The sequence below is a fragment of the Flavobacterium sp. IC2-16 genome (assembly GCF_055521455.1).
Window position 1 is genome coordinate 1076805 of record NZ_CM145480.1, and the last position, 22473, is coordinate 1099277.

At 36.5% G+C, this 22473-nt stretch carries 18 protein-coding genes and 1 tRNA gene; 8 read left to right on the forward strand and 11 right to left on the reverse strand.

The features are described 5' to 3' along the window. Window positions 1-329 precede the first annotated feature (329 nt). Together ACZ1JT_RS04845 and ACZ1JT_RS04850 are read left to right on the forward strand one after the other, a co-directional pair. Complete coding sequence (locus ACZ1JT_RS04845) at window positions 330-4265, forward strand: reprolysin-like metallopeptidase (RefSeq protein ID WP_465095032.1); 3936 nt, start codon at window positions 330-332, stop codon at window positions 4263-4265. Between the two features lie 122 nt (window positions 4266-4387). Continuing rightward, window positions 4388-6295, forward strand: coding sequence for a S9 family peptidase (locus ACZ1JT_RS04850; RefSeq protein ID WP_465095033.1), 1908 nt, complete (start codon window positions 4388-4390; stop codon window positions 6293-6295). 113 nt (window positions 6296-6408) lie between these two features. On the opposite strand, the gene ACZ1JT_RS04855 is transcribed toward ACZ1JT_RS04850, so the two are convergent. Then, window positions 6409-7638, reverse strand: a complete 1230-nt coding sequence (locus ACZ1JT_RS04855; RefSeq protein ID WP_465095034.1) for a TolB family protein — start codon at window positions 7636-7638, stop codon at window positions 6409-6411. A gap of 366 nt (window positions 7639-8004) precedes the next feature. Between ACZ1JT_RS04855 and ACZ1JT_RS04860 the strand changes: the two genes are divergently transcribed. Next, window positions 8005-9201 (forward strand): C1 family peptidase, encoded by a 1197-nt coding sequence (locus tag ACZ1JT_RS04860; RefSeq protein WP_465095035.1) that lies wholly within the window; start codon window positions 8005-8007, stop codon window positions 9199-9201. Between the two features lie 204 nt (window positions 9202-9405). Here ACZ1JT_RS04860 and accC read toward each other — a convergent pair whose 3' ends face one another. The 6 genes from accC to pdxA all read right to left on the reverse strand — a co-directional run bounded on the left by accC (window position 9406) and on the right by pdxA (window position 14366). Further along, window positions 9406-10746 (reverse strand): acetyl-CoA carboxylase biotin carboxylase subunit, encoded by a 1341-nt coding sequence (gene accC, locus ACZ1JT_RS04865; protein WP_465095036.1) that lies wholly within the window; start codon window positions 10744-10746, stop codon window positions 9406-9408. 92 nt (window positions 10747-10838) lie between these two features. Beyond that, window positions 10839-11321, reverse strand: a complete 483-nt coding sequence (gene accB, locus ACZ1JT_RS04870) for an acetyl-CoA carboxylase biotin carboxyl carrier protein (protein WP_465095037.1) — start codon at window positions 11319-11321, stop codon at window positions 10839-10841. A gap of 26 nt (window positions 11322-11347) precedes the next feature. After that, window positions 11348-12346, reverse strand: a complete 999-nt coding sequence (locus ACZ1JT_RS04875; protein ID WP_465095038.1) for a beta-ketoacyl-ACP synthase III — start codon at window positions 12344-12346, stop codon at window positions 11348-11350. Between the two features lie 162 nt (window positions 12347-12508). Further along, window positions 12509-12703 (reverse strand): 50S ribosomal protein L32, encoded by a 195-nt coding sequence (gene rpmF, locus ACZ1JT_RS04880; RefSeq protein WP_081694205.1) that lies wholly within the window; start codon window positions 12701-12703, stop codon window positions 12509-12511. Between the two features lie 9 nt (window positions 12704-12712). Next, window positions 12713-13246 carry a YceD family protein gene (locus tag ACZ1JT_RS04885; RefSeq protein ID WP_465095039.1) on the reverse strand — a complete coding sequence of 178 codons (534 nt, stop codon included), beginning with the start codon at window positions 13244-13246 and terminating at the stop codon, window positions 12713-12715. A gap of 70 nt (window positions 13247-13316) precedes the next feature. Further along, window positions 13317-14366, reverse strand: a complete 1050-nt coding sequence (pdxA, locus tag ACZ1JT_RS04890; protein WP_465095040.1) for a 4-hydroxythreonine-4-phosphate dehydrogenase PdxA — start codon at window positions 14364-14366, stop codon at window positions 13317-13319. 58 nt (window positions 14367-14424) lie between these two features. On the opposite strand from pdxA, the gene ACZ1JT_RS04895 reads away from it, so the two are divergent. After that, entirely contained in the window at window positions 14425-15015 is a 591-nt protein-coding gene (locus ACZ1JT_RS04895; protein ID WP_465095041.1) for a riboflavin synthase, read from the forward strand. Window positions 15016-15028: 13 nt separating this feature from the next. On the opposite strand, the gene ACZ1JT_RS04900 is transcribed toward ACZ1JT_RS04895, so the two are convergent. From ACZ1JT_RS04900 to mce, 3 genes are all read right to left on the reverse strand, one after another. Beyond that, entirely contained in the window at window positions 15029-15241 is a 213-nt protein-coding gene (locus ACZ1JT_RS04900) for a PID-CTERM protein-sorting domain-containing protein (RefSeq protein WP_465095042.1), read from the reverse strand. A 269-nt stretch (window positions 15242-15510) separates the two neighbouring features. Then, window positions 15511-15584 (reverse strand) — tRNA-Ile (locus ACZ1JT_RS04905). A gap of 45 nt (window positions 15585-15629) precedes the next feature. Next, a complete protein-coding gene (mce, locus tag ACZ1JT_RS04910) occupies window positions 15630-16034 on the reverse strand; it encodes a methylmalonyl-CoA epimerase (RefSeq protein WP_465095043.1) in 405 nt (134 codons plus the stop codon). A 107-nt stretch (window positions 16035-16141) separates the two neighbouring features. Here mce and rbfA point away from each other — a divergent pair, with 107 nt between their 5' ends. The 3 genes from rbfA (at window position 16142) to ACZ1JT_RS04925 (ending at window position 19319) form a co-directional block, all read left to right on the forward strand. Beyond that, window positions 16142-16534: a 30S ribosome-binding factor RbfA gene (gene rbfA / locus ACZ1JT_RS04915; protein ID WP_465095044.1), complete on the forward strand. Its 393-nt coding sequence runs from the start codon at window positions 16142-16144 to the stop codon at window positions 16532-16534. Between the two features lies 1 nt (window position 16535). Further along, window positions 16536-17735 (forward strand): ABC transporter permease, encoded by a 1200-nt coding sequence (locus tag ACZ1JT_RS04920; protein WP_465095045.1) that lies wholly within the window; start codon window positions 16536-16538, stop codon window positions 17733-17735. A 156-nt stretch (window positions 17736-17891) separates the two neighbouring features. Further along, complete coding sequence (locus ACZ1JT_RS04925; RefSeq protein ID WP_465095046.1) at window positions 17892-19319, forward strand: MATE family efflux transporter; 1428 nt, start codon at window positions 17892-17894, stop codon at window positions 19317-19319. 52 nt (window positions 19320-19371) lie between these two features. Here the strand turns inward: ACZ1JT_RS04925 and dusB are convergent, their stop codons facing one another. Next, window positions 19372-20364, reverse strand: coding sequence for a tRNA dihydrouridine synthase DusB (gene dusB, locus ACZ1JT_RS04930; RefSeq protein WP_465095047.1), 993 nt, complete (start codon window positions 20362-20364; stop codon window positions 19372-19374). A 274-nt stretch (window positions 20365-20638) separates the two neighbouring features. On the opposite strand from dusB, the gene lepA reads away from it, so the two are divergent. Next, on the forward strand, window positions 20639-22435 hold the full coding sequence (gene lepA / locus ACZ1JT_RS04935; protein WP_465095048.1) for a translation elongation factor 4: 1797 nt from the start codon (window positions 20639-20641) through the stop codon (window positions 22433-22435). The last annotated feature ends 38 nt before the right edge of the window (window positions 22436-22473 follow it).

Here is a 22473-nt window from a genome sequence, read left to right on the forward strand (position 1 = left end):
AATTTAGTTCGTGAAAATAGGCATATTTTTTTAAACGCTTCTCGTTAAAAAAATAAAAATGACGTTTAAAACATAATTTTTTGACTTTTAAAGAATTACGTTTTTGATAATTTTAGATTGGCTGGAAAACATTTTTTTACGAATTATTCAATCAATGAAATTTATTTAACAATAAAAACACATTAAAAACACCTTTTTCTTACATTTTATTCATTTAAAAAGAAATAGTCTTACAATAATTTGTTAAAAAAAGTGTGTTTTATTTGAAATATGTTAAATATATTTGCCCGTCAACCTAAATAACTATCAAATTTTAACAATTTAAAATCATGAAATTAAAACTGCTCTCAGTTGCGTTTTTCGTATTTTCAGGGATTGGATTTGCTCAAAGCGGTAAACCGTTTTGGACATCATCTACAAGATCTACTGTTTCAACTACGGAAAGAGGTGCTACATTGCCCACTAAAAATTTATTTGATTTGGACATTGTTTCACTAAAGCAAACTTTAACAACCGCACCATTACGAGGTGAAAAAACCGGAAAATCAAACGTAGTTGTCTCTTTTCCAAATGCAAACGGACAATTAGAACGTTTTCGCATTTTAGAAGTTTCTAATATGGATCCTGAATTAGCAAGACGTTTCCCAGAAATCAAATCGTATGTTGGTGAAGGAGTAGACAATCCTACTTCAATGATTTATTTTAGTGTTTCTCCGCTAGGTTTACAAACTATGCAAATCAATGCGGATCAATCGGCTGTTTTTATTGAGCCGTATTCGCAAGATTTAAGAACCTATTCTGTTTTTAGAAAAGCAGACAAAATGCGTTCTTTATCACACTTCGAATGTACTGTTATTAATGATGTAACAACTCAAAACAACTTAAGTCTTAACGCAAGACCAAATGCAGACGACAGTAAACTAAGAACATTTCGTTTAGCAATGTCATGTACTGGTGAGTATACTGCATATTTTGGAGGAACTAAAGCATTAGCGTTAGCGGCTATCAACAATACGATGACACGTGTTAATGGTGTTTTCGAAAAAGATTTCGGAGTTCGAATGAACTTAATTGCAAACAATGATGCTGTAATATACACTTCTGCTTCTTCAGATCCATACTCTGCTTCATCAAGTATGTCAAACTGGAATTCGCAATTACAATCAACTTTAACTTCTGTAATTGGAGATGCTAATTACGATATTGGACACTTGTTTGGTAAAGACGGCGGCGGCGGTAATGCTGGTTGTATTGGATGTGTTTGTGTGAATGGTCAAAAAGGAAGTGGATATACTTCGCCTGCTGATGGAATTCCACAAGGTGACAATTTCGATATTGACTATGTTGCTCACGAGATGGGCCATCAATTTGGAGCTAATCACACCTTTTCAATGAATAATGAAGGAACTGGAGCTAATGTTGAGCCAGGAAGTGGTTCAACCATCATGGGATATGCTGGAATTACCAGTCAGGATATTCAAGCACATTCAGATGCTTTCTTCCATGCATACAGCATTCAACAAGTTACTAATAACATCAAATCAAAAACTTGTCAAACTACTACAAATACAGGCAATGCTGTACCAACAGCAAATGCAGGTTTAGATTATACAATTCCTAAAAGTACAGCTTTCATGCTTACAGGTTCGGGTACAGATGCTAATGGTGATGCTTTAACTTACGTTTGGGAACAAATGGACAATGCATCGTCAACACAAACTGGAGCAAGTTCTGCAGCTAGTGCAACTAAAACATCAGGACCTAACTTTAGATCTTACACACCAAGTACTTCTCCTACTCGATATTTCCCTGCTATGGCAAGAACTCTTGCAGGAGCAACTACTACATCAGGATCTGAAATTACAGTTGAGGCATTATCATCAGTAGCAAGAACATTAAACTTCCGTTTTACAGTACGTGATAATAGAGCAGGTGGTTCAGCAAATAACAGTGATGATATGATTGTTACTGTTAACGCAACAGCTGGCCCGTTTACCGTTAGCGCACCGAATACAGCTGTTTCTTGGACAGGAGGTTCATCACAAACGGTTACTTGGAATGTTGCTGGAACAACAGCAAATGGTGTAAACTGTGCTAATGTAGATATTTTAATCTCTACTGATGGTGGAAACACATGGTCTACTGTATTGGCAGGAACACCAAACGACGGAACTCAAGCTATTACGGTTCCTAACACTCCAAGTACAACCTGTAGAATCATGGTTAAAGGATCGAACCACATTTTCTTTGATGTATCGAATACAAACTTTACCATTACAGGTGGTGCGTCTGACACTACAGCGCCTTCGGCTCCAACCAACTTAACAGCTTCAGGAACTACACAAACTACAACAAACTTATCTTGGACAGCTTCTACAGATAATGTTGGTGTAACAGGATATAATGTATACCGTGGAACTACTTTATTAGGTACTGTTACCACAACGTCATACAACGTAACTGGATTAACAGCTGCTACAGCATACACTTTCTCAGTTAAAGCCAAAGATGCGGCTGGAAACATTTCTGCATCAAGCAACACGGTGAATGTAACTACACTATCAGCATCTGACACTACTGCGCCTTCGGCTCCAACTAGCTTAACAGCTTCAGGAACTACACAAACTACAACAAACTTATCTTGGACAGCGTCTACAGACAATGTTGGTGTAACAGGTTATGATGTATACCGTGGAACTACTTTATTGGGTACCGTTACCACTACTTCGTACAACGTAACAGGCTTAACGGCTTCTACAGCTTATACTTTCTCCGTTAAAGCTAAAGATGCGGCTGGAAACATTTCTGCATCAAGCAACACAGTGAATGTAACAACTCTTGACAATGTGGTAAGCTCTTATTGTGCGTCTCAAGGAAACAATACTGCCGATGAATTAATCGGACGTGTACAACTTGGAACTATTAACAATGCTTCAACTGGTGGATCTGGTTATACTGATTTTACTTCAATCTCAACCAACCTAACTAAAGGTTCTGCTTATACAATTACTGTCACTCCAACCTGGACAGGTTCTGTGTATTCAGAAGGATACGCGGTTTGGATTGATTACAACAACGACCAAGATTTTGACGACAGTGGTGAATTAGTTTGGAGCAATGCTGCTTCTACTTCAACACCTGTAAGCGGATCATTTACAATTCCAACTACAGCTACAACTGGAGCAACAAGAATGCGTGTTTCAATGAAATACAATGGTATTCCATCACAATGTGAAACATTCTCTTACGGTCAAGTTGAAGACTATACCGTTAATTTAGTTGCTGGAACTGCAGATACAACTGCTCCAACTGCTCCAACAAGTTTAACCGCTTCTGGAACTACACAAACAACGACTAATTTATCTTGGACAGCTTCTACAGATAATGTAGGTGTAACAGGTTATAATGTTTATCAAGGAACAACTTTATTAGGAACTGTTACCACTACTTCATACAATGTAACAGGCTTAACAGCTTCTACGGCTTATTCATTTTCGGTTAAAGCTAAAGATGCAGCTGGAAACATTTCTGCATCAAGCAACACGGTGAATGTAACTACTTTGGCTAATGTAGTAGCATCATACTGTACATCGCAAGGAAACAATACTGCAGATGAGCGTATTGGAAAAGTTGCTTTCGGAAGTATAAACAATACATCTACAGGTACTGCTGGTTATGAAGACTTCACTTCATTGTCTACTAATGCAGGAAGAGGTGCTTCTTATACAATAACGATAACTCCAACTTGGACAGGGACTGTATATTCTGAAGGATATGCTGTATGGATTGATTACAATCAAGATGGTGATTTTGCAGATTCAGGTGAGTTAGTATGGAGCCAAGCGGCATCAAAAACGACTCCGGTTTCTGGCTCTATTACTATACCAGCTACAGCCACATTAGGAACAACTCGTATGAGAGTTTCTATGAAATACAATGGTGTTCCAACATCATGTGAATCATTCTCTTACGGACAAGTAGAAGATTATACTATCAACATTACTGCTTCAGGAAGAGAAGATAATATTGCAGTAAATTCATTAGCAGCTGTTAAAGTTTATCCTAACCCTACGACTGATTTCTTACATGTTACTGAGGTTTCAGAAAATGCTACCTATAGAATATACAATCTTTTAGGGCAAACGGTAATGGTTGGTAAATTCAACAACGGAACTATTGAAGTTTCAAGCTTAAAAAGCGAAAATTATATTTTAGAAATAAACGATAACGAAAATGTTATCACAAAACGTTTCATCAAAAAATAAGCGTTAATTATTGAATTGAAGGCCTTCTAAAAGAAGGCCTTCTTTTTTTAATATACACGAGCAATTCTCCTTATTAATAAATTGATTACTTTTACGATGCTTGAAAAACAAACTATTTTACAATGAAAAAACTTCTTATTTTAACACTTGGTATAATGGGACTATCTGCTACTGCTCAAGAGATAATGACTCCCGAGCTTCTATGGAAATTAGGTCGAGTAACTCCAATCGGAATTTCTAAAGATGGAAAAAACATCGTATACAAAGTTTCAACTCCTTCTGTAGAAGAGAACAAATCGAGTTCTAAATTCTACACCATTCCAATCAATGGTGGTAATGCAACCGAAGTAAGCGATACTAAAGATTTAGTAAAAGATAAAAATGTATCTAGCAATGGTACTTATATCGTATCGCATAAAGAAGTAAAAGTAGATAAAGTTTTAGGTAAAGATTTTTATACTGATTTAAAAAAAGCGGATGTTCAAATATACAACGGTTTAGACTACCGTCATTGGGACACATGGAATGATGGAACTCACAATCATGTTGTTTATTCGGAAATTAAAGAAGCTGGCAAATCAACTTCTATAGACATTATGAAAGGAGAAAGTTTTGATTCTCCACAAAAACCTTTTGGTGGTGACGAAGATTATATTTGGTCTCCAGACGGGAAAAACATTATTTATGTATGTAAAAAGAAAGCGGGAACGGAATATGCGATTAGCACAAACACCGATTTATACGAGTACAACCTAGAAACCAAAACAACCAAAAACCTAACCGAAAACAACTTAGGATACGATACTGCACCAGACTTTTCTCCGTCAGGAAATCTTACTTGGTTGCAAATGAAACGTGATGGCTATGAAGCTGATAAAAACGATATCATTGTCCGTTTCAAAGGAATGGATATCAATCTAACTGCTGCTTGGGATGGAACGGTTGAAAGTTACAAATGGAGTACCGACGGTAAAAAAGTATATTTTATTGCCGCTGTAGATGGTACGAAACAACTTTTTGAAGTGAACTTTCCAGGATTAACTAAAATAGCGGTAAAAGTAACTCAGCTTACCAATGGTGATTTTGATGTCACTCAGATTATTGGTTTTTCAGAATCAAAAGTACTTGTTGCCCGTAATGACATGAATCATGCTAGCGAAATTTATTCTTACGATTTGAAAAAGAAAGCTTGGAAACAAATCACACAAGTAAACACTGAAGTGTATGGCAAATTAGCTTTAAGCAAAACCGAAAGACGCTATGTAACCACTACAGATGGTAAAAAGATGCTGGTATGGGTAATTCTTCCTCCAAATTTCGACAAAACAAAAAAATACCCAACTTTACTGTATTGCCAAGGTGGGCCGCAATCGGCATTAACGCAATACTATTCTTTCCGTTGGAATTTCCAAACAATGGCCGCACAAGGATATATTATAGTTGCCCCTAACCGTCGCGGCATGCCTGGGCATGGTGTAAAATGGAATGAAGATATTAGTAAAGATTGGGGTGGACAAGTAATGGACGACTATCTTTCTGCCATTGATGATGTAGCTAAAGAATCGTATGTAGACAAAAGTCGTTTAGGAGCCGTGGGTGCTAGTTATGGCGGATACTCTGTATTTTATTTGGCGGGTATTCACAAAAATCGCTTCAAAACCTTTATTTCACATTGTGGCGTGTTCAATCTTCAAAGTATGTACGGAACTACTGAAGAAGTTTTCTTCAACAATTTCGACCATGGTGGTGCGTATTGGGAAAAGAACAATGCCGATGCTCAAAAAGCATACTCTCAGTTTAACCCTATAAATATGGTAAACAATTGGAATACTCCAATCTTAATTATTCAAGGCGGAAAAGATTACCGTGTACCAATAGGACAAGGACAAGAAGCTTTTCAAGCAGCGCAACTAAAAGGAATTAAAAGTCGTTTTATGCTTTTCCCAGAAGAAAACCATTGGGTGTTAAAACCTCAAAATGCTTTAGTTTGGCAACATGAGTTCTTTAAATGGTTAAAAGAAACTTTATAATAAAAAAATGATTCCCGCTTATTCGGGAATCATTTTTTTATTAACACAATATAAAGCCTAATAATAGCTCCAATAGTATTCTTGTTTTTCCTTTACAACCATGAATAGCAATATTAGTCTAACCAATCTGCATTATAACCATTGGTAACAATAATTCCTCCTGCTGAACCATCTTCTGAAACCCAAGAAATGTCCTTTCTTGTCCCAGACAACGAGGTATAAACTATCTTATTACTATTTCTAGACCAAGAGGTCTTAGACCATGGAGCAGCATCAGATCTAATTATATTCATAGCACTACCATCTGAGTTTATTATACCTATTTCTGCACTGTATTGATCCATCGCTATTGTATGCAGAACTGAAACAGAAAGTTTCATATTGTCAGGTGACCAACTCGGACTTAAATAATCAATATTATCAAATATATTCCCATTTGTTAACATCGTAAAACCACTACCATCTGAGTTAATTATATAAATATCCTGCACAAAATCATACGCAGCCCAATCACTTACAAATGCGATCTTCATTCCGTTAGACGACCAAGCTGGTTGAAAATCTGCTCCCGGTAAGTTAAAAACTTGCGTAAGTAGCCCATTTAATGTATCAATAGACCAAAGACTTAAACTGCCATTTTTAACGGCAGAAAATATAATTTTTAAACCATCTGGAGACCATTCCGGATCTTTACAAGCACTTGAAAAAAATGTTTTACGAACCACATTTGAACCGTCTGCATTCATAATGTAGAGCTCAGAATTACCAGAACGATCACTTATAAACGCGATGTGCTCCCCATTGGGAGACCAAACTGGCTGATCATCTATTGCTTTATCATTAGTCAATCTATTAATATTGACCCCATCAAGACAGGAGTAAATCTCAGGATTACCATCTCTTGTACTAACGAAAACAATCCTACAATCTCCACATTCTTGCGCTGGATTCTCTACTCCAGAACGTTTCACAATTATCTCTACTATGTCGCTTGAAAACAACCCCAAAGCATCTGTCACTTTTAACTCAAATTGATAACTCCCTTCTACAAGATTGGTGACTTTTGTTTGAGCTGCATTTTCATTCAAAATACTGAAAGATGAAGGACCCGATATTTTTGTCCACAAATAACTTCGAATATTATTATTGAAATCCGAAGAAGCATCACCACTTAAATTCACTTCATTTATGGGTAAAATTACTGTTTGATCCACTCCTGCATTGGCAACAGGTGGCTCATTATTTGCATTATCTTCGGCAAAATTATCCTTACTACAAGAAAAGAATATTAAAAACCCAAAAACCAATGCACCTTTTATAAACGTTTTAATTGTATTTTCCATCATAACTAACTTAAACTGTGTCTTTTAAATTAACTTTTTTAAAACAATGAATGCAACGTAAAATTCTAACCACTCAATAAATTTCGAGTGAGAAAAATTTTGTTTTTTGGGGAACTTAGATACTTTAACTCACACTTTTTCAAGTGTAAATATTTGATATATAGGCTGTTATAAAATTAATGAAAATATATGAATTTATAAAAACACAGGTCAATTATATTTATAAAATCAGTATCTCTTCTAAAATAACTCCGATAATCTAAAAATAAACCTACATCAAAAGCATAAATTGTTGTTAAAATCCAATATCAACTGTAACAATTGTTATTTTTACAAACCAATAGTGAAACCAAAAAAGTAAAATTTATGTTATCATTACCTATTAAACCTTTTCTTGTAGCATCGTCATTGATTGTAAGTGCGGCTTCTGGATTTGCTCAAGATAATTTAGTAAACTCGTTGAAAATCAATGCGAGTGAAAAAAGTAAAGAGTCTTTTAAATTTACAGATGTAATCAACATCGAAAATACTCCTGTTAAAAATCAAGGTTCTTCTGGAACTTGTTGGAGTTATTCTGCCAATTCCTTTCTAGAATCGGAAATGATTCGTATGGGTAAAAAACCGGTAGAATTATCTCAAATTTTCTCAGCGCGTAATGCCTACATCGAAAAAGGAAGAAACTATGTAAAAATGCATGGAGCAGTAGCTTTAGGTGATGGAGGTGCTTTTCACGATGTAATCAACATGTACAAAAAATATGGTGCAGTACCTCAATCGGTATATACCGGTTTAAATTACGGAACTGAAAAAAATAAATTTGCTGAAATGGCAGCCTTAATTGAAGGTCTTTTAAAAGCCGTGGTTAGCAACCCTAATGGCGAACTAACTCCAAACTGGGAAAAAGCGTATACAGCAGTAATCGACTCGTATTTAGGTCAGGCTCCAAAAACATTCCAATACAACGGAAAAAACTATACTCCAGAAACATTTGCTAAAGATGTAGTTGGAATTAACGCCGATGATTACGTTGAAATTTCTTCTTTACAAGAATACCCATACTACTCAAAATTTACATTAATGGTACCAGATAACTGGTCATACGATCAAGTATATAATGTACACATGAACGAGTTGACCGATATTATTGACAATGCAATAAAAAATGGTTACTCTGTTGCTTGGGCAGGTGATGTAAGTGAAAAAAGTTTCAGCTGGAAAAATGGTGTTGCTTTCGTTCCAGAAAAGAAAATTGAAGATATGACTGCTGAAGAAAAAGCAGACATATTTAACGGTCCGAAAAAAGAAATGATGGTAACTGAAGAAATGCGTCAGAAAGCTTTTGACAACTACACTACAACTGACGATCACGGTATGCACATTGTTGGAATTTCGAAAGATCAAAACGGAAAAGAATACTACATCGTTAAAAACTCTTGGGGTGCATCAAACGATTACAAAGGATATTTGTATATGACTAAAGAATTTGCAAAGTATAAAGCCACTGCTATTATGCTTCATAAAAAAGCAGTTCCGGCAACTATCGCAAAAAAATTAAGCCTGTAAGTAAATTACACAATCATCAATCAAAATTAAATCCCAAAGTAATGCTTTGGGATTTTTTTATTCTTTACTGTTGCAAAATCTTCATTTTAAAAAAAATGCAACAGTTATTGTTGCAAAAAAAATAAAAATACATTTTTGCAACACTTTTCAGTTTTGAGAAATAAAAAAGCCCAACCGTGCGGTTGGGCTTTTTTTATCTTGAAATTACTCTTTCATTTCGAAAGTTTCCATAAACTTCGTTGTATAGTTTCCAGCAACATAATCCGGATGGTCCATCAACTGCCTGTGGAACGGAATAGTAGTTTTAATTCCTTCAATATAAAACTCATCAAGCGCACGTTTCATTTTATTGATAGCTTCTTCACGAGTTTGAGCCGTTGTGATCAACTTAGCAATCATTGAATCGTAGTTCGGCGGAATAGTATAGCCAGCATAAACATGCGTATCTAAGCGTACTCCGTGACCTCCTGGCGAATGTAAAACAGTAATTTTACCTGGAGAAGGGCGGAAATCGTTATACGGATCTTCCGCATTGATACGACATTCGATTGAGTGCAATTGAGGCAAATAATTCTTACCAGAAATTGGCACACCCGCAGCTACTAAAATCTGCTCTCGAATCAAATCGTAATCGATAACTTGTTCTGTGATTGGATGCTCTACCTGAATACGGGTATTCATTTCCATGAAGTAAAAGTTTCGGTGTTTGTCTACTAAAAACTCAACCGTACCGGCTCCTTCATATTTAATAAATTCTGCAGCTTTAACAGCAGCTTCACCCATTTTTTGACGCAATTCATCTGTCATAAATGGAGAAGGCGTTTCTTCAGTTAATTTTTGATGACGACGTTGTACTGAGCAATCTCTTTCAGATAAGTGACATGCTTTACCGTATGAATCCCCAACCACTTGAATTTCAATATGGCGTGGTTCTTCAATTAGTTTTTCCATGTACATTCCATCGTTACCAAAAGCAGCAGCAGCTTCCATACGTGCACTTTCCCAAGCTTTTTCAAGCTCTTCTTCTTTCCAGATAGCGCGCATACCTTTACCACCACCTCCAGCAGTTGCTTTCATCATTACTGGGTAACCGATTTTTTTTGCAACTTTTTTAGCATCATCATACGAATCCAAAATTCCTTTAGAACCAGGTACACATGGCACTCCTGCTTCTTCCATCGTAGCTTTGGCTGTAGCTTTATCTCCCATTTTCTCAATCATTTCAGGAGAAGCACCAATAAACTTAATATTGTGTTCCTGACAAATTTTTGAGAATTTGGCATTTTCAGATAAAAATCCGTATCCTGGGTGAATTGCATCTGCATTTGTAATTTCTGCAGCCGCAATGATATTCGACATTTTTAAATAGGAAAGATTACTTGGTGGAGGTCCAATACATACTGCTTCGTCCGCAAATTTAACATGCAAACTTTCAGCATCTGCAGTAGAATAAACCGCAACCGTTTTAATCCCCATTTCTCTACAGGTTCTAATTACGCGAAGCGCAATTTCTCCTCTATTTGCGATTAATATTTTTTTAAACATACTTTACAATTAGATAATTAGACAATGTGTCCATTAGACAATTAAGATGAAGAAAGAAAACTTCTAACTTCTAACTTCTAACTTCTAACTTTTTATGATGGATCTACTAAGAATAAAGGTTGATCGAACTCAACTGGTGAAGCATCGTCAACTAAAATTTTAACGATTTTTCCTGAAATTTCAGATTCAATTTCATTGAATAATTTCATTGCTTCAATCACACACACCACATCACCTTTTCCAACAGAACTACCTACCTCAACAAACATAGGTTTATCTGGAGCCGGTTTTCTGTAGAATGTACCAATCATTGGTGATTTAATCGTGATATAATTTGAATTATCTTCTGAAGTTGCTGGTGTAGCTGGTGCAGCCGGAGCTACTGGTGCAGCTGCAACAGGAGCAGCTACTTGTGGTACCGCTTGCATTGGAACATGCTGAACATACGTTGTTTCAGCGGCTCCAGCTTCGGTGGTTTTAATGGTGATTTTAAAATCATCCATTTCTAATTTTACTTCTGTAGCCCCTGATTTTGCTACAAATTTGATTAGGTTTTGAATTTCTCTGATATCCATACTATTCTAAATTTGGTTTTGGTTGTTTATTGTTTGTTATACGCCCACTTCAAATAAACGGCTCCCCATGTGAAACCGCCACCGAAAGCAGCAAAAATAATATTATCTCCTTTTTTCAATTGGTTTTCAAAATCGCAAAGCAATAGTGGTAAAGTGGCCGATGTGGTATTTCCGTAGCGGTGGATGTTAACCAGTACTTTTTCGTCGTCAAGACCCATACGGTTCGCCGTTGCGTCAATAATACGTTTGTTTGCTTGGTGTGCTACCAACCAATTTACATCGTCTTTCGTTAAATTATTGCGTTCCATGATTTTTTCACTTACGTCTGCCATACCTGAAACAGCGTACTTGAATACGGTTTTACCATCTTGGAACACATAATGTTGTTTGTTTTTAACGGTATCTTCTGAAGCCGGTAGAATAGAACCTCCCGCATCGATTTTCAAGAACTCGCGTCCGATACCATCACTTCGCAAAAATTCATCTTGAAATCCTAAACCTTCTTGGTTTGGTTCGAACAGAACTGCACCGGCGCCATCTCCAAAAATAATACAGGTTGCGCGATCGGTATAATCAATAATAGAAGACATTTTATCGGCTCCTATCAATAATACTTTTTTATAACGTCCGGATTCGATATAAGCCGAAGCCGTAGATATTCCATAAAGAAAACTAGAACATGCTGCATGAAGATCATAAGCAAAAGCATTTACCGCTCCAATTTGAGTTGCCACATACACTCCGGTTGAAGCCACAGGCATATCTGGAGTTGCGGTAGCCATAAGTACCAAATCAATATCTTTCGGATCGACTCCTGCTTTTTCAATAAGGTTTTTTGCAGCTCGGATTGCCATGAATGAAGTTCCTTGACCTTCCTCTTTTAACAATCTTCTTTCTTTAATACCGGTGCGCGTAGTAATCCATTCGTCGTTTGTATCGACCATGCCTTCTAGTACGGCATTAGACAAAACAAAGTCAGGCACATATGACCCTACAGCGGTTATGGCAGCTGATATTTTATTCATAAAAATTGTATTTTCTTTTTGAGAAACAAATTCAAAAAGTGGTGGAAATTACAAAAAAAATCCCAAACCTATATCTTTTTTATACTACTTAATTTACAACGAAATAGGTTTTAACAAAAAAAACTCCCACACCGTGAGAGTTTTCTCTATACATTTTAGAAACTAGGCTTCTGCTACTTGTTTGTCAATAACAACCTGACCTCTGTAATACATTTTACCTTCATGCCAGTATGCTCTGTGGTATAAATGCGCCTCACCAGTTACAGGACATGTTGCAATTTGAGGAGTTGTCGCTTTATAATGCGTTCTTCTCTTGTCTCTTCTTGTTTTCGAGGTTTTTCTCTTAGGATGTGCCATCTTACTATATTATTTATCCGTTAATAGTTGTTTTAATTTATCCCAACGGGGATCTGTATTCTCTTCTTCTTTATGCTCTTCTTTAGGAGCCAGTTCGTTTAATTTATCAATTACGTCGGTTTTTAATGTACCGTCTTTCACGCCAGGATGCACTCTTTTACTAGGCACCGACAAGACAATCATCTCATAGATATACTGCGCAACATTTACTTGAAATTCACCATGAGGTACAATTAGCAACTCGTCATTCTCATTATTAAAAGTGTCACCAAATTTTACAATTAAATTTAGCTTCCCTTTAATTGGCAAATCAAATTCCTCACCTGTTAAATCACAAGGCACATTAATAGTTCCTTTGTGTTTAAAAGCAAGCTCAAGCATAGTGCTTTTTTTATCTAAAACCAAACTTACTTTAACATCAACGTCGTTATATTCGTCAAAATCAAAGCCCTCAAAGAACTTTTTATCTATTTGATAATCAAACTGGTGCTTCCCTTGTTTTAATCCGACAAACGGAATTAAAAAATCTTTCTCAATATTCATAACAACAGTTTTGAGCGTGCAAAGATATAAAATTATTATAAATTCAAACGAGTTGTAAACATTTTTTTGTTTATAACTGTTTTTGCTTGGTTTTCAACGGATTTTTAATCAGCTCATTATATTCAATTCGGCTATTAAAAACATCTATCGCCAAATAAACTGCTTCTTTAAACGAATTAAAATCCGCTTCTCCTTTTCCGGCAATCTCATATGCGGTTCCGTGATCTGGAGACGTTCTTATTTTATCAAGTCCTGCTGTATAATTCACTCCTTTACCAAAAGACAGTGTTTTAAACGGAATAAGCCCTTGATCGTGATACGTTGCAATTACCGCATCGTATTTTTCGTATTGTCCGCTGCCAAAAAAACTATCTGCAGAAAAAGGACCAAAAACCATAACTCCATCTTCAAAAAGTTTTTTCAATGCCGGTTTCAAAACCTCATCATCTTCTTTTCCAATCACACCATTATCACCACAATGCGGATTCAATCCTAACACAGCAATTTTAGGTCGTGTAATTCCAAAATCTTGCTTCAGTGTTTTATTTACTGTTTCAATTTTGGTACGAATTAAAGCTTCAGTTAAATTTTTAGCAACTTCGGTTACTGGTACATGATCGGTCAACAACCCAACACGTAAACCATCTTGCACCATAAGCATCAAAGCATTTCCTTCTAGTTCTTGATTTAGATAATCCGTATGCCCTGGAAAACGAAAATCTTCCGATTGAATGTTATACTTATTAATAGGAGCAGTAACCAAAACATCCACCAAACCATCTTTAAGTGCCTGAGTTGCCGCTACAAATGATTTAATTGCGTATTTACCCACCGATTCATCATTCTTTCCAAATTCAAGATTTACACCTTCACGCCAAACATTCAGCACATTGATTTTACCATGAACCAACTGATCCATCTTATCAATTCCGTGTAAACTTGATTCCAAATGGAACGATTTCTTAACAAACGAAAGGATTTTTACGTTAGCAAAAATAACAGGCGTACACAGTTCTAACATGCGAGCATCCTCAAAGGTTTTAAGAATGATTTCTGCGCCAATCCCATTTAAATCTCCAACAGAAATACCTACAATTAAATTCTCTGTTTTTTTAACCATTTCGATTCGTTATTTATTGCTAATTTTGAAGTGCAAATTTAGCAAAATAAATCCAGTTATGTTTACAGGCATCATCGAAACTCTTGGAAGAGTGGCCAATATTGAAAAAGAAAACGAAAATATACACCTCACTATTGAATCTTCCTTAACCAACGAACTAAAAATAGACCAAAGTGTAGCGCATAATGGCGTTTGTTTAACGGTTGTTCGAAAAGACAATAATTTATACACCGTTACAGCTATTAAAGAAACTATTGACAAAACCAATATTGGTAGTTGGAAAATTGAAGACACCGTTAACTTAGAACGTGCCATGAAACTTGGTGACCGTTTGGACGGACATATCGTTCAAGGTCATGTAGATCAAACTGCGGTATGCAAAAACATTGAAGACGCAAATGGAAGCATTTATTTCACTTTTGAATACGACAAAAACTTCAACAACATTACAATTGAGAAAGGATCTATTACCGTAAATGGCGTTAGCTTAACTGTTGTGAATTCGAAAGAAAATGAATTTAGTGTTGCAATTATTCCTTACACTTTAGAACACACCAATTTTAAAAATTTCAAAATCGGTACAATCGTTAATTTGGAGTTCGACGTAATTGGAAAGTATGTTAGTCGATTAAACGAATTAAGGAAATAAAAAAAGCTTCAAATTATTTTGAAGCTTTTTTTACAGATATATTTTTGAAATAATAAAAGGCTAATCCAATTGCACCCACGAATAACAATAACACGCCCGCATCGATTGGTAAACCTGGAGGTGGGGTTGGCGGTGGTGGCGCTGGTGGTTCGGATTGCGAAAATACCGTCACACTGTTCAACATCACTCCGACAAACAATATTATTTTATATAGGGCACTTTTCATGGTCATAAAATTATAAAAATTAACATTCCGACAAAACCAAAATCTGTTTTTTCATCAATATTTAATACTAATTTAAAATTGCGTCAGAACGATACTTATAGCATTACTAGCATTTTAAAATTTTAAATAACGCTAGCCACGAAAATAGAAAGATTTTTTTATAATACAATAGTTTTCAAAAAAAAATCTTAATTTTTTCCTAATTTGAAATTTTTCCAAATTTCAAAAACGCTTAAAAACAACTTCGTTTTTTTACATTTTTTCAATTGTGGTCCCACCTGGGCTCGAACCAGGGACCACCTGATTATGAGTCAGGTGCTCTAACCAACTGAGCTATAGGACCAGTTTTGAGGTTGCAATATTACTACTATTTTTATACACTCCAAAATTATTCTTCAATTTCTTGACATAATTCTACCAAAACCCCGTTTGTTCCTTTAGGATGAAGGAAAGCAACCCATTTGTTATCAGCTCCTTTTTTAGGCTTTTCATTCAAAACCACAAAACCTTCATTTTTTAAACGCTCCATTTCCGCAACAATATCTTTCACATCGAATGCAATATGATGAATCCCTTCGCCTTTTTTCTCGATAAATTTAGCAATCGAACTATCCGGATTGGTTGCTTCAAGCAACTCAATTTTATTGGGCCCATTCATAAAAAAGGACGTCTTTACTCCTTCACTTTCCACTTCTTCTTCTTTGTAAGCCGGTGCGCCAAAAAGTTTTTCAAACAATATGTTGGATGCTTTCAAATCTTTCACTGCTATACCTATATGTTCAATTTTTCTCATGATTTTAATTTCTAAAAAATAAATTTCATCAAAAGTAACAAAAAACAAAAAAGCTGTCTTCGAATCAGTTTCAATTTTTACAACTCAAAAAATTGTATTTTTGCAACATGGAAACAAACAGACAAAAAAAAATAGGAACAGTATTGCAAAAAGATTTAGTAGATATTTTGCAAGGCGAAGTGCGAAAAAATGGTATTAGCAACCTGATTATTTCCGTATCTAAAGTTAATGTAACCTCCGATTTATCGATTGCTAAGGTTTATTTGAGCATTTTTCCAGTTGAAAAAGGGCCTGAACTTTTAAATGCAATTCGCACCAATACACCACTAATTAAGCACGATTTAGCACAACGCGTTAAACAACAATTACGTCGTGTACCAAATTTAAGTTTTTACATAGACGATAGTTTGGACTATATCGAAAAAATAGACTCTGCTTTAAAAGGCGAAGAAAACCCTATTGAAAACCGTGATTTGTTAGCAAAAAGAAAGAAATCATAATTTGAATTTTTCGTTTTACATAGCGCGTCGTTACACGATAAGTTTCAGTAAAAGCACGGCAATAAACATCATTACCGGTATTGCCACTGTTGGAATAATTGTGGGAACGATGGCTCTTTTTATAGTCTTATCGGTATTTAGCGGGTTAAGAGAGTTTAGTCTTTCCTTTGCAAATGATACCGATCCCGATTTGAAAATTTTTCCCAAAAACGGAAAATCCATACTCGTTTCAACTCAACAAGAAACAGCTTTAAAAAATTCGAAAACCATTGCTTTATATAGTAAGGTAATCGAAGAACGAGTTTTATTCTCTTTCAATCAAAAACAGGAAGTAGCTTATTTAAAAGGTGTTGATACTACATTCATACACGTAAATCCTTTTAAAGATAAAATATACGCAGGACAATGGCTGCAACCCGAAACGTCACAAGTTATAGTAGGGTACGGAATTGCCAATACCCTTTCGATGGGGTTATTCGATTTTAATAATCGTTTGGAAGTTTTTGTTCCAAAACCCGGAAAAGGTGCTATTGAAAATCCGCAGCAAGCTTTCAACGAATCCGAATTAACTCCTATTGGGATTTATGCCATCAATGACGATTTAGATAAAAAGTATGTTTTTGTTGACTTACCACTGGCGCAAGAACTACTGCAATACAAACCAAATCAAGTTTCTAATATCGAAATAAAACTGAAACCATCTGTAACCGATGATGAAGCCATTGATGAAATCAAAAAAACATTCAACAACACTATTGCAATTAAAACCAGAGCAGAGCTTAACGACAGTTTGCACAAAATGCTCAACACCGAAAACATCGCGATATATTTGATTTTTACCTTAGTTATTATTATTGCCTTATTCAATTTGGTAGGCGCATTAATCATGATGATCTTAGACAAAAAAGCCAACTTAAAAACCTTATTTAATTTAGGTGCTGAAATTAAAGAACTCAGAAGCATTTTCTTTTTCCAAGGAAGTTTACTAACTTTTTTAGGAGGTATAATAGGATTATTTTTTGGAATTTTATTTGTGCTTTTACAACAAAAATTCGCTTTAATAATGATAACACCAAGTATGGCTTATCCTATTTCTTTTGAGTTTTCCAACATCGCTATTGTATTAGGCACCATCATCTTACTTGGTTTTCTTGCTTCTTGGATAGCCTCAAGCAGAGTAAATAAAAATTTACTCGATTAATTTCTGTTTCAAAATTAATTCTATATTTGTTTTCATTATAATTGAACGCCCATGATTGTTTTTGTGGCGTCCTAAAGTATCAGGAAGGTAATTAGGACATTCTATTTTCACTCGAACACACTTTGTTCGAAAGTATTCATTTTATCCTAATTTATCATGACAGAAACAACCTCTTCAAAAAACACTATATCCCGAATTTTTTCGACAATAAAAACCGCAGTTAAAGGAGACGAATCTTTTGATTACACTAGCGGAAGCATCAAAAAAGCAGTCATTCTCTTAGCCATTCCAATGGTTTTAGAAATGATGATGGAATCGGTTTTTGCTTTAGTCGACCTGTATTTTGTGGGTCATTTGAAACACAGCAGTTTTGCTATTCAAGCAGTAGGCTTGACCGAATCGGTTCTCACGATTATTTATTCGCTAGCTATTGGAATTAGTATGGCGGCCACCGCAGTTGTTGCAAGGCGCATTGGAGAGAAAAACCCTGAAGCAGCTGCCAAATCGGGTATGCAAGCAATAATTATTGCAGTTTTCATTAATACCCTAATTAGCATAGTTGGATTTATTTATGCGAAAGACATATTACTAATCATGGGAGCTTCAGCAGAAGCAGCCGAATACGGTGTAAACTTTACCCGTTTGATGATGGGCAGTAGTTTATTTATCATGCTGTTATTTTTAATCAACGGAATTTTTCGTGGAGCTGGAAACGCAGCTATAGCTATGCGCAGTTTATGGTTGGCCAATTTATGCAATATTGTATTGTGCCCAATTTTCATTAACGGACTAGGACCAATTCCAGCTTTTGGATTACTTGGCGCTGCCATTGCAACCACTACTGGAAGAAGTATTGGAGTTTTATATCAAATGTATCATTTGTTTAATGGAAAAGGAATTTTAAAAATAGTTCTTGCGCACTTTATTCCCGATTTTGATCAAATCAAACATATCGTTAAAATTGCTGCGCCTGGCGTTTTACAGTTTGTAATTGCTTCATGCAGTTGGATTTTTTTAGCACAGTTGGTTGCAACCACTGGAGGTGATCACGGCTCTGCAGGATATCAAACTGCTTTACGCATTATGATGTTCTTTATCCTTCCGGCTTGGGGTTTAAGTAATGCCGCTGCAACTTTGGTGGGACAAAATTTAGGAGCCAAACAAATTGAACGCGCCGAAAAATCGGTATTCACCACAGCAAAATACAATGTCATTTTTATGGCAACCATTATGGTTATCACTTTGTTTTTCGGACAATATATTATTTCGTTTTTCTCCAACGATTTTACCGTTCAAAAAATTGCCCTTGAAGCATTACGCACCATGAGTTTAGGCTTTGTGTTTTATGGGATTGGTATGGTACTCATCAACACGTTTAATGGTGCAGGAGATACTTGGACACCCACTAAAATTAATTTTTTCGGATTCTGGATGTTTCAAATACCTCTTGCCTATTTGCTAGCCAAATACCTCAACATGGGCCCTAGCGGTGTATTTATGGCAGTTCCTATTGCCGAAACAGGAATTACATTGGCCGGAATAGTACTTTACCGAAAAGGGAAATGGAAAAAAATACAGGTGTAATTCACACGTAGTAAAAAAGAAAACCGGCTTGTGATAAGCCGGTTTTTATATTTTAAAGTGTCTGATAATCCGAAAAAGCGTCTCGGATTTCATCAAAAATTTGCATCAATTCTTCCGCACTGTTATTTGTTACCAACTTTTGTCGGTATTCTTTAAAATGTGGAATTCCCTTGAAATAATTGGTGTAATGACGACGCATTTCTACAATGCCTACATGTTCCCCTTTCCATTCCATCGACCAGTTTAAATGATTTTGAGCGGCTTGAATACGGGCTTCCATATCGGGTGGCGGTAACAATTCGCCGGTTTTGAAATAATGCTTAATCTCGTCAAATATCCAAGGATAGCCAATGGCAGCACGACCAATCATCATACCATCCAGTCCGTATTTATTTTTGTATTCCAATGCTTTTTGCGGGGAATCAATATCTCCATTTCCAAAAATAGGCATCGTGATTCTCGGGTTTTCTTTCACGCGTTGAATATGCGACCAATCGGAATGTCCTTTATACATCTGCGCACGTGTACGGGCGTGAATTGTTAAGGCCTGAACCCCAATATCTTGTAAACGCTCTGCAACCTCATCAATGTTAATAGAACTTTCGTCCCAACCCAAACGGGTTTTAACCGTTACAGGGAGATTGGTTCCTTTGATAACCGCTTTGGTTAAACGCACCATCAAATCCACATCTTTCAACACTCCGGCTCCGGCTCCTTTGCAAACCACCTTTTTTACCGGACAACCAAAGTTGATGTCCACCAAATCAGGCTGAACAGTGTCAACAATTTTAGCCGATAACTCCATTGCCTCTTCATCTCCTCCAAATATCTGAATACCAACCGGGCGCTCGTAATCAAAAATATCCAGTTTCTTACGACTTTTCATAGCATCACGAATCAAGCCTTCGCTGGAAATAAATTCCGAGTACATCAAATCGGCGCCATGCTGTTTGCACAAACGACGAAATGGCGGATCACTCACATCTTCCATAGGTGCAAGTAACAAAGGAAAATCCGGTAATTCTATGTTGCCAATTTTGACCATCTGCTCTATTTTGCGGCAAAATTACAAATTTTTATGACTTTGGGCTTAAGGTTTAACGTTTCAGGTAATTAAACTGCATTTTACAATCAAAACTTTGACTATATTTGCCGATTAATTCCCTACCTTTAATAGGGATTGCGTTAGGGGTTGCAGCGGCATCCTTTTTTGGGCAATTGAGGTTCCTGAGCTTGCTGAAGGACGAAATAGCCGAAAAAAGATACAGCGAAAGACCCGACCCTTGTGGGAACGCCCTGAAAAAAGACACTGAACGACGATGAAGAAAATAAGAAACTTTTGCATTATTGCACACATTGACCACGGGAAAAGTACGTTAGCAGACCGTTTATTAGCTGCTACACAAACCGTAACAGCTCGCGAAGAAAAAGCGCAGTTGCTGGACAACATGGATTTGGAGCGTGAGCGTGGGATTACCATTAAAAGTCACGCCATCCAGATGGAATATACTTATAAAGGCGAAAAATACATCCTGAATTTAATTGACACTCCGGGTCACGTGGATTTCTCGTACGAAGTTTCTCGTTCGATTGCCGCTTGCGAAGGCGCGCTTTTGATTGTGGATGCGGCGCAAAGTATTCAGGCGCAAACCATTTCTAATCTATATCTTGCTTTAGAAAACGATTTGGAAATTATCCCGGTATTAAACAAAGTAGATTTACCGAGCGCAAACCCTGAAGAAGTAAGCGACGATATTATTGACTTATTAGGTTGTAAATTAGAAGATATTATTCATGCATCGGGTAAAACCGGTTTTGGTGTGGAAAATATTTTAGCTGCGATTATTGAAAAAATTCCAGCTCCGAAAGGTGATCCGGAAGAGCCACTTCAGGCGTTAATTTTCGATTCGGTGTACAATCCGTTTCGAGGTATTGAAGTTATTTTCCGAGTAAAAAACGGAGAAATCAAAAAAGGCCAGAAGATAAAATTCATGGCAACCGGTAACGAATATTTTGCTGACGAAATTGGCACCTTGAAATTAAACCAAGTCCCTAAAGACAAAGTTTCTACAGGAGATGTAGGGTATTTAATTTCCGGAATTAAAGAAGCCAAAGAAGTAAAAGTGGGTGACACCATCACCGATGCCAAAACGCCAACCACCAATATGATTACAGGTTTCGAAGATGTGAAGCCAATGGTATTTGCCGGAATTTATCCGGTAGACACTGAAGACTATGAAGACTTACGTGCTTCGATGGAAAAACTCCAGTTAAATGATGCTTCCTTGGTTTTTGCCGCGGAAAGCTCGGCAGCACTAGGATTTGGTTTCCGATGTGGTTTCTTAGGAATGCTACACATGGAAATTATCCAGGAGCGTTTGGAGCGTGAGTTTGACATGACCGTAATCACCACGGTTCCCAATGTGTCGTACTTGGCGTACACCAAAAAAGAACCGGAAGTAGCCCTTGTCGTAAACAACCCTTCTGACTTACCGGAGCCATCAAAACTGGACCGTGTAGAAGAACCTTATATTAAAGCCACTATCATTACCAAAGCAGATTTCGTTGGTAACGTAATGAGTTTGTGTATTGAAAAACGCGGATTGATTACCAATCAAACATACCTGACCACGGAACGTGTAGAATTAAATTTCGACATGCCGTTGGCGGAAATCGTATTCGACTTCTACGACCGATTAAAAACGGTTTCAAAAGGGTATGCTTCGTTTGATTACCACCCAATTGGTATGCGTACTTCGAAATTGGTAAAATTGGATGTGTTGTTGAATGCACAGTCGGTAGATGCGCTTTCGGCTTTGATTCACGAGGACAATGCCTATAACATCGGTAAAAAAATGTGTGAGAAATTACGCGAACTGATTCCGAGACAACAGTTTGATATTCCGATTCAGGCGGCAATTGGAGCGAAAATCATTGCGCGTGAAACCATTAAAGCCTTACGTAAAGACGTTACCGCTAAATGTTACGGAGGAGATATTTCCCGTAAGCGTAAATTATTGGAAAAACAGAAAAAAGGTAAAAAACGTATGCGTCAGGTAGGTAATGTAGAGATTCCGCAGGAAGCTTTCATGGCCGTGTTGAAACTGAACGATTAAGTTTTACAACAATATAATTTAGAAAACCGACAACTAAT

What these genes read in the sequence shown, in the direction of transcription:
- mce (WP_465095043.1), bottom strand. Translation starts at nt 16,034, where the DNA reads ATGAGAAAAATTGAACATATAGGTATAGCAGTGAAAGATTTGAAAGCA.
- ACZ1JT_RS04845 (WP_465095032.1), top strand. Translation starts at nt 330, where the DNA reads ATGAAATTAAAACTGCTCTCAGTTGCGTTTTTCGTATTTTCAGGGATT.
- dusB (WP_465095047.1), bottom strand. Translation starts at nt 20,364, where the DNA reads ATGGTCAAAATTGGCAACATAGAATTACCGGATTTTCCTTTGTTACTT.
- ACZ1JT_RS04860 (WP_465095035.1), top strand. Translation starts at nt 8,005, where the DNA reads ATGTTATCATTACCTATTAAACCTTTTCTTGTAGCATCGTCATTGATT.
- rbfA (WP_465095044.1), top strand. Translation starts at nt 16,142, where the DNA reads ATGGAAACAAACAGACAAAAAAAAATAGGAACAGTATTGCAAAAAGAT.
- accC (WP_465095036.1), bottom strand. Translation starts at nt 10,746, where the DNA reads ATGTTTAAAAAAATATTAATCGCAAATAGAGGAGAAATTGCGCTTCGC.
- ACZ1JT_RS04875 (WP_465095038.1), bottom strand. Translation starts at nt 12,346, where the DNA reads ATGAATAAAATATCAGCTGCCATAACCGCTGTAGGGTCATATGTGCCT.
- pdxA (WP_465095040.1), bottom strand. Translation starts at nt 14,366, where the DNA reads ATGGTTAAAAAAACAGAGAATTTAATTGTAGGTATTTCTGTTGGAGAT.
- ACZ1JT_RS04925 (WP_465095046.1), top strand. Translation starts at nt 17,892, where the DNA reads ATGACAGAAACAACCTCTTCAAAAAACACTATATCCCGAATTTTTTCG.
- accB (WP_465095037.1), bottom strand. Translation starts at nt 11,321, where the DNA reads ATGGATATCAGAGAAATTCAAAACCTAATCAAATTTGTAGCAAAATCA.
- lepA (WP_465095048.1), top strand. Translation starts at nt 20,639, where the DNA reads ATGAAGAAAATAAGAAACTTTTGCATTATTGCACACATTGACCACGGG.
- ACZ1JT_RS04895 (WP_465095041.1), top strand. Translation starts at nt 14,425, where the DNA reads ATGTTTACAGGCATCATCGAAACTCTTGGAAGAGTGGCCAATATTGAA.
- ACZ1JT_RS04885 (WP_465095039.1), bottom strand. Translation starts at nt 13,246, where the DNA reads ATGAATATTGAGAAAGATTTTTTAATTCCGTTTGTCGGATTAAAACAA.
- rpmF (WP_081694205.1), bottom strand. Translation starts at nt 12,703, where the DNA reads ATGGCACATCCTAAGAGAAAAACCTCGAAAACAAGAAGAGACAAGAGA.
- ACZ1JT_RS04900 (WP_465095042.1), bottom strand. Translation starts at nt 15,241, where the DNA reads ATGAAAAGTGCCCTATATAAAATAATATTGTTTGTCGGAGTGATGTTG.
- ACZ1JT_RS04855 (WP_465095034.1), bottom strand. Translation starts at nt 7,638, where the DNA reads ATGGAAAATACAATTAAAACGTTTATAAAAGGTGCATTGGTTTTTGGG.
- ACZ1JT_RS04850 (WP_465095033.1), top strand. Translation starts at nt 4,388, where the DNA reads ATGAAAAAACTTCTTATTTTAACACTTGGTATAATGGGACTATCTGCT.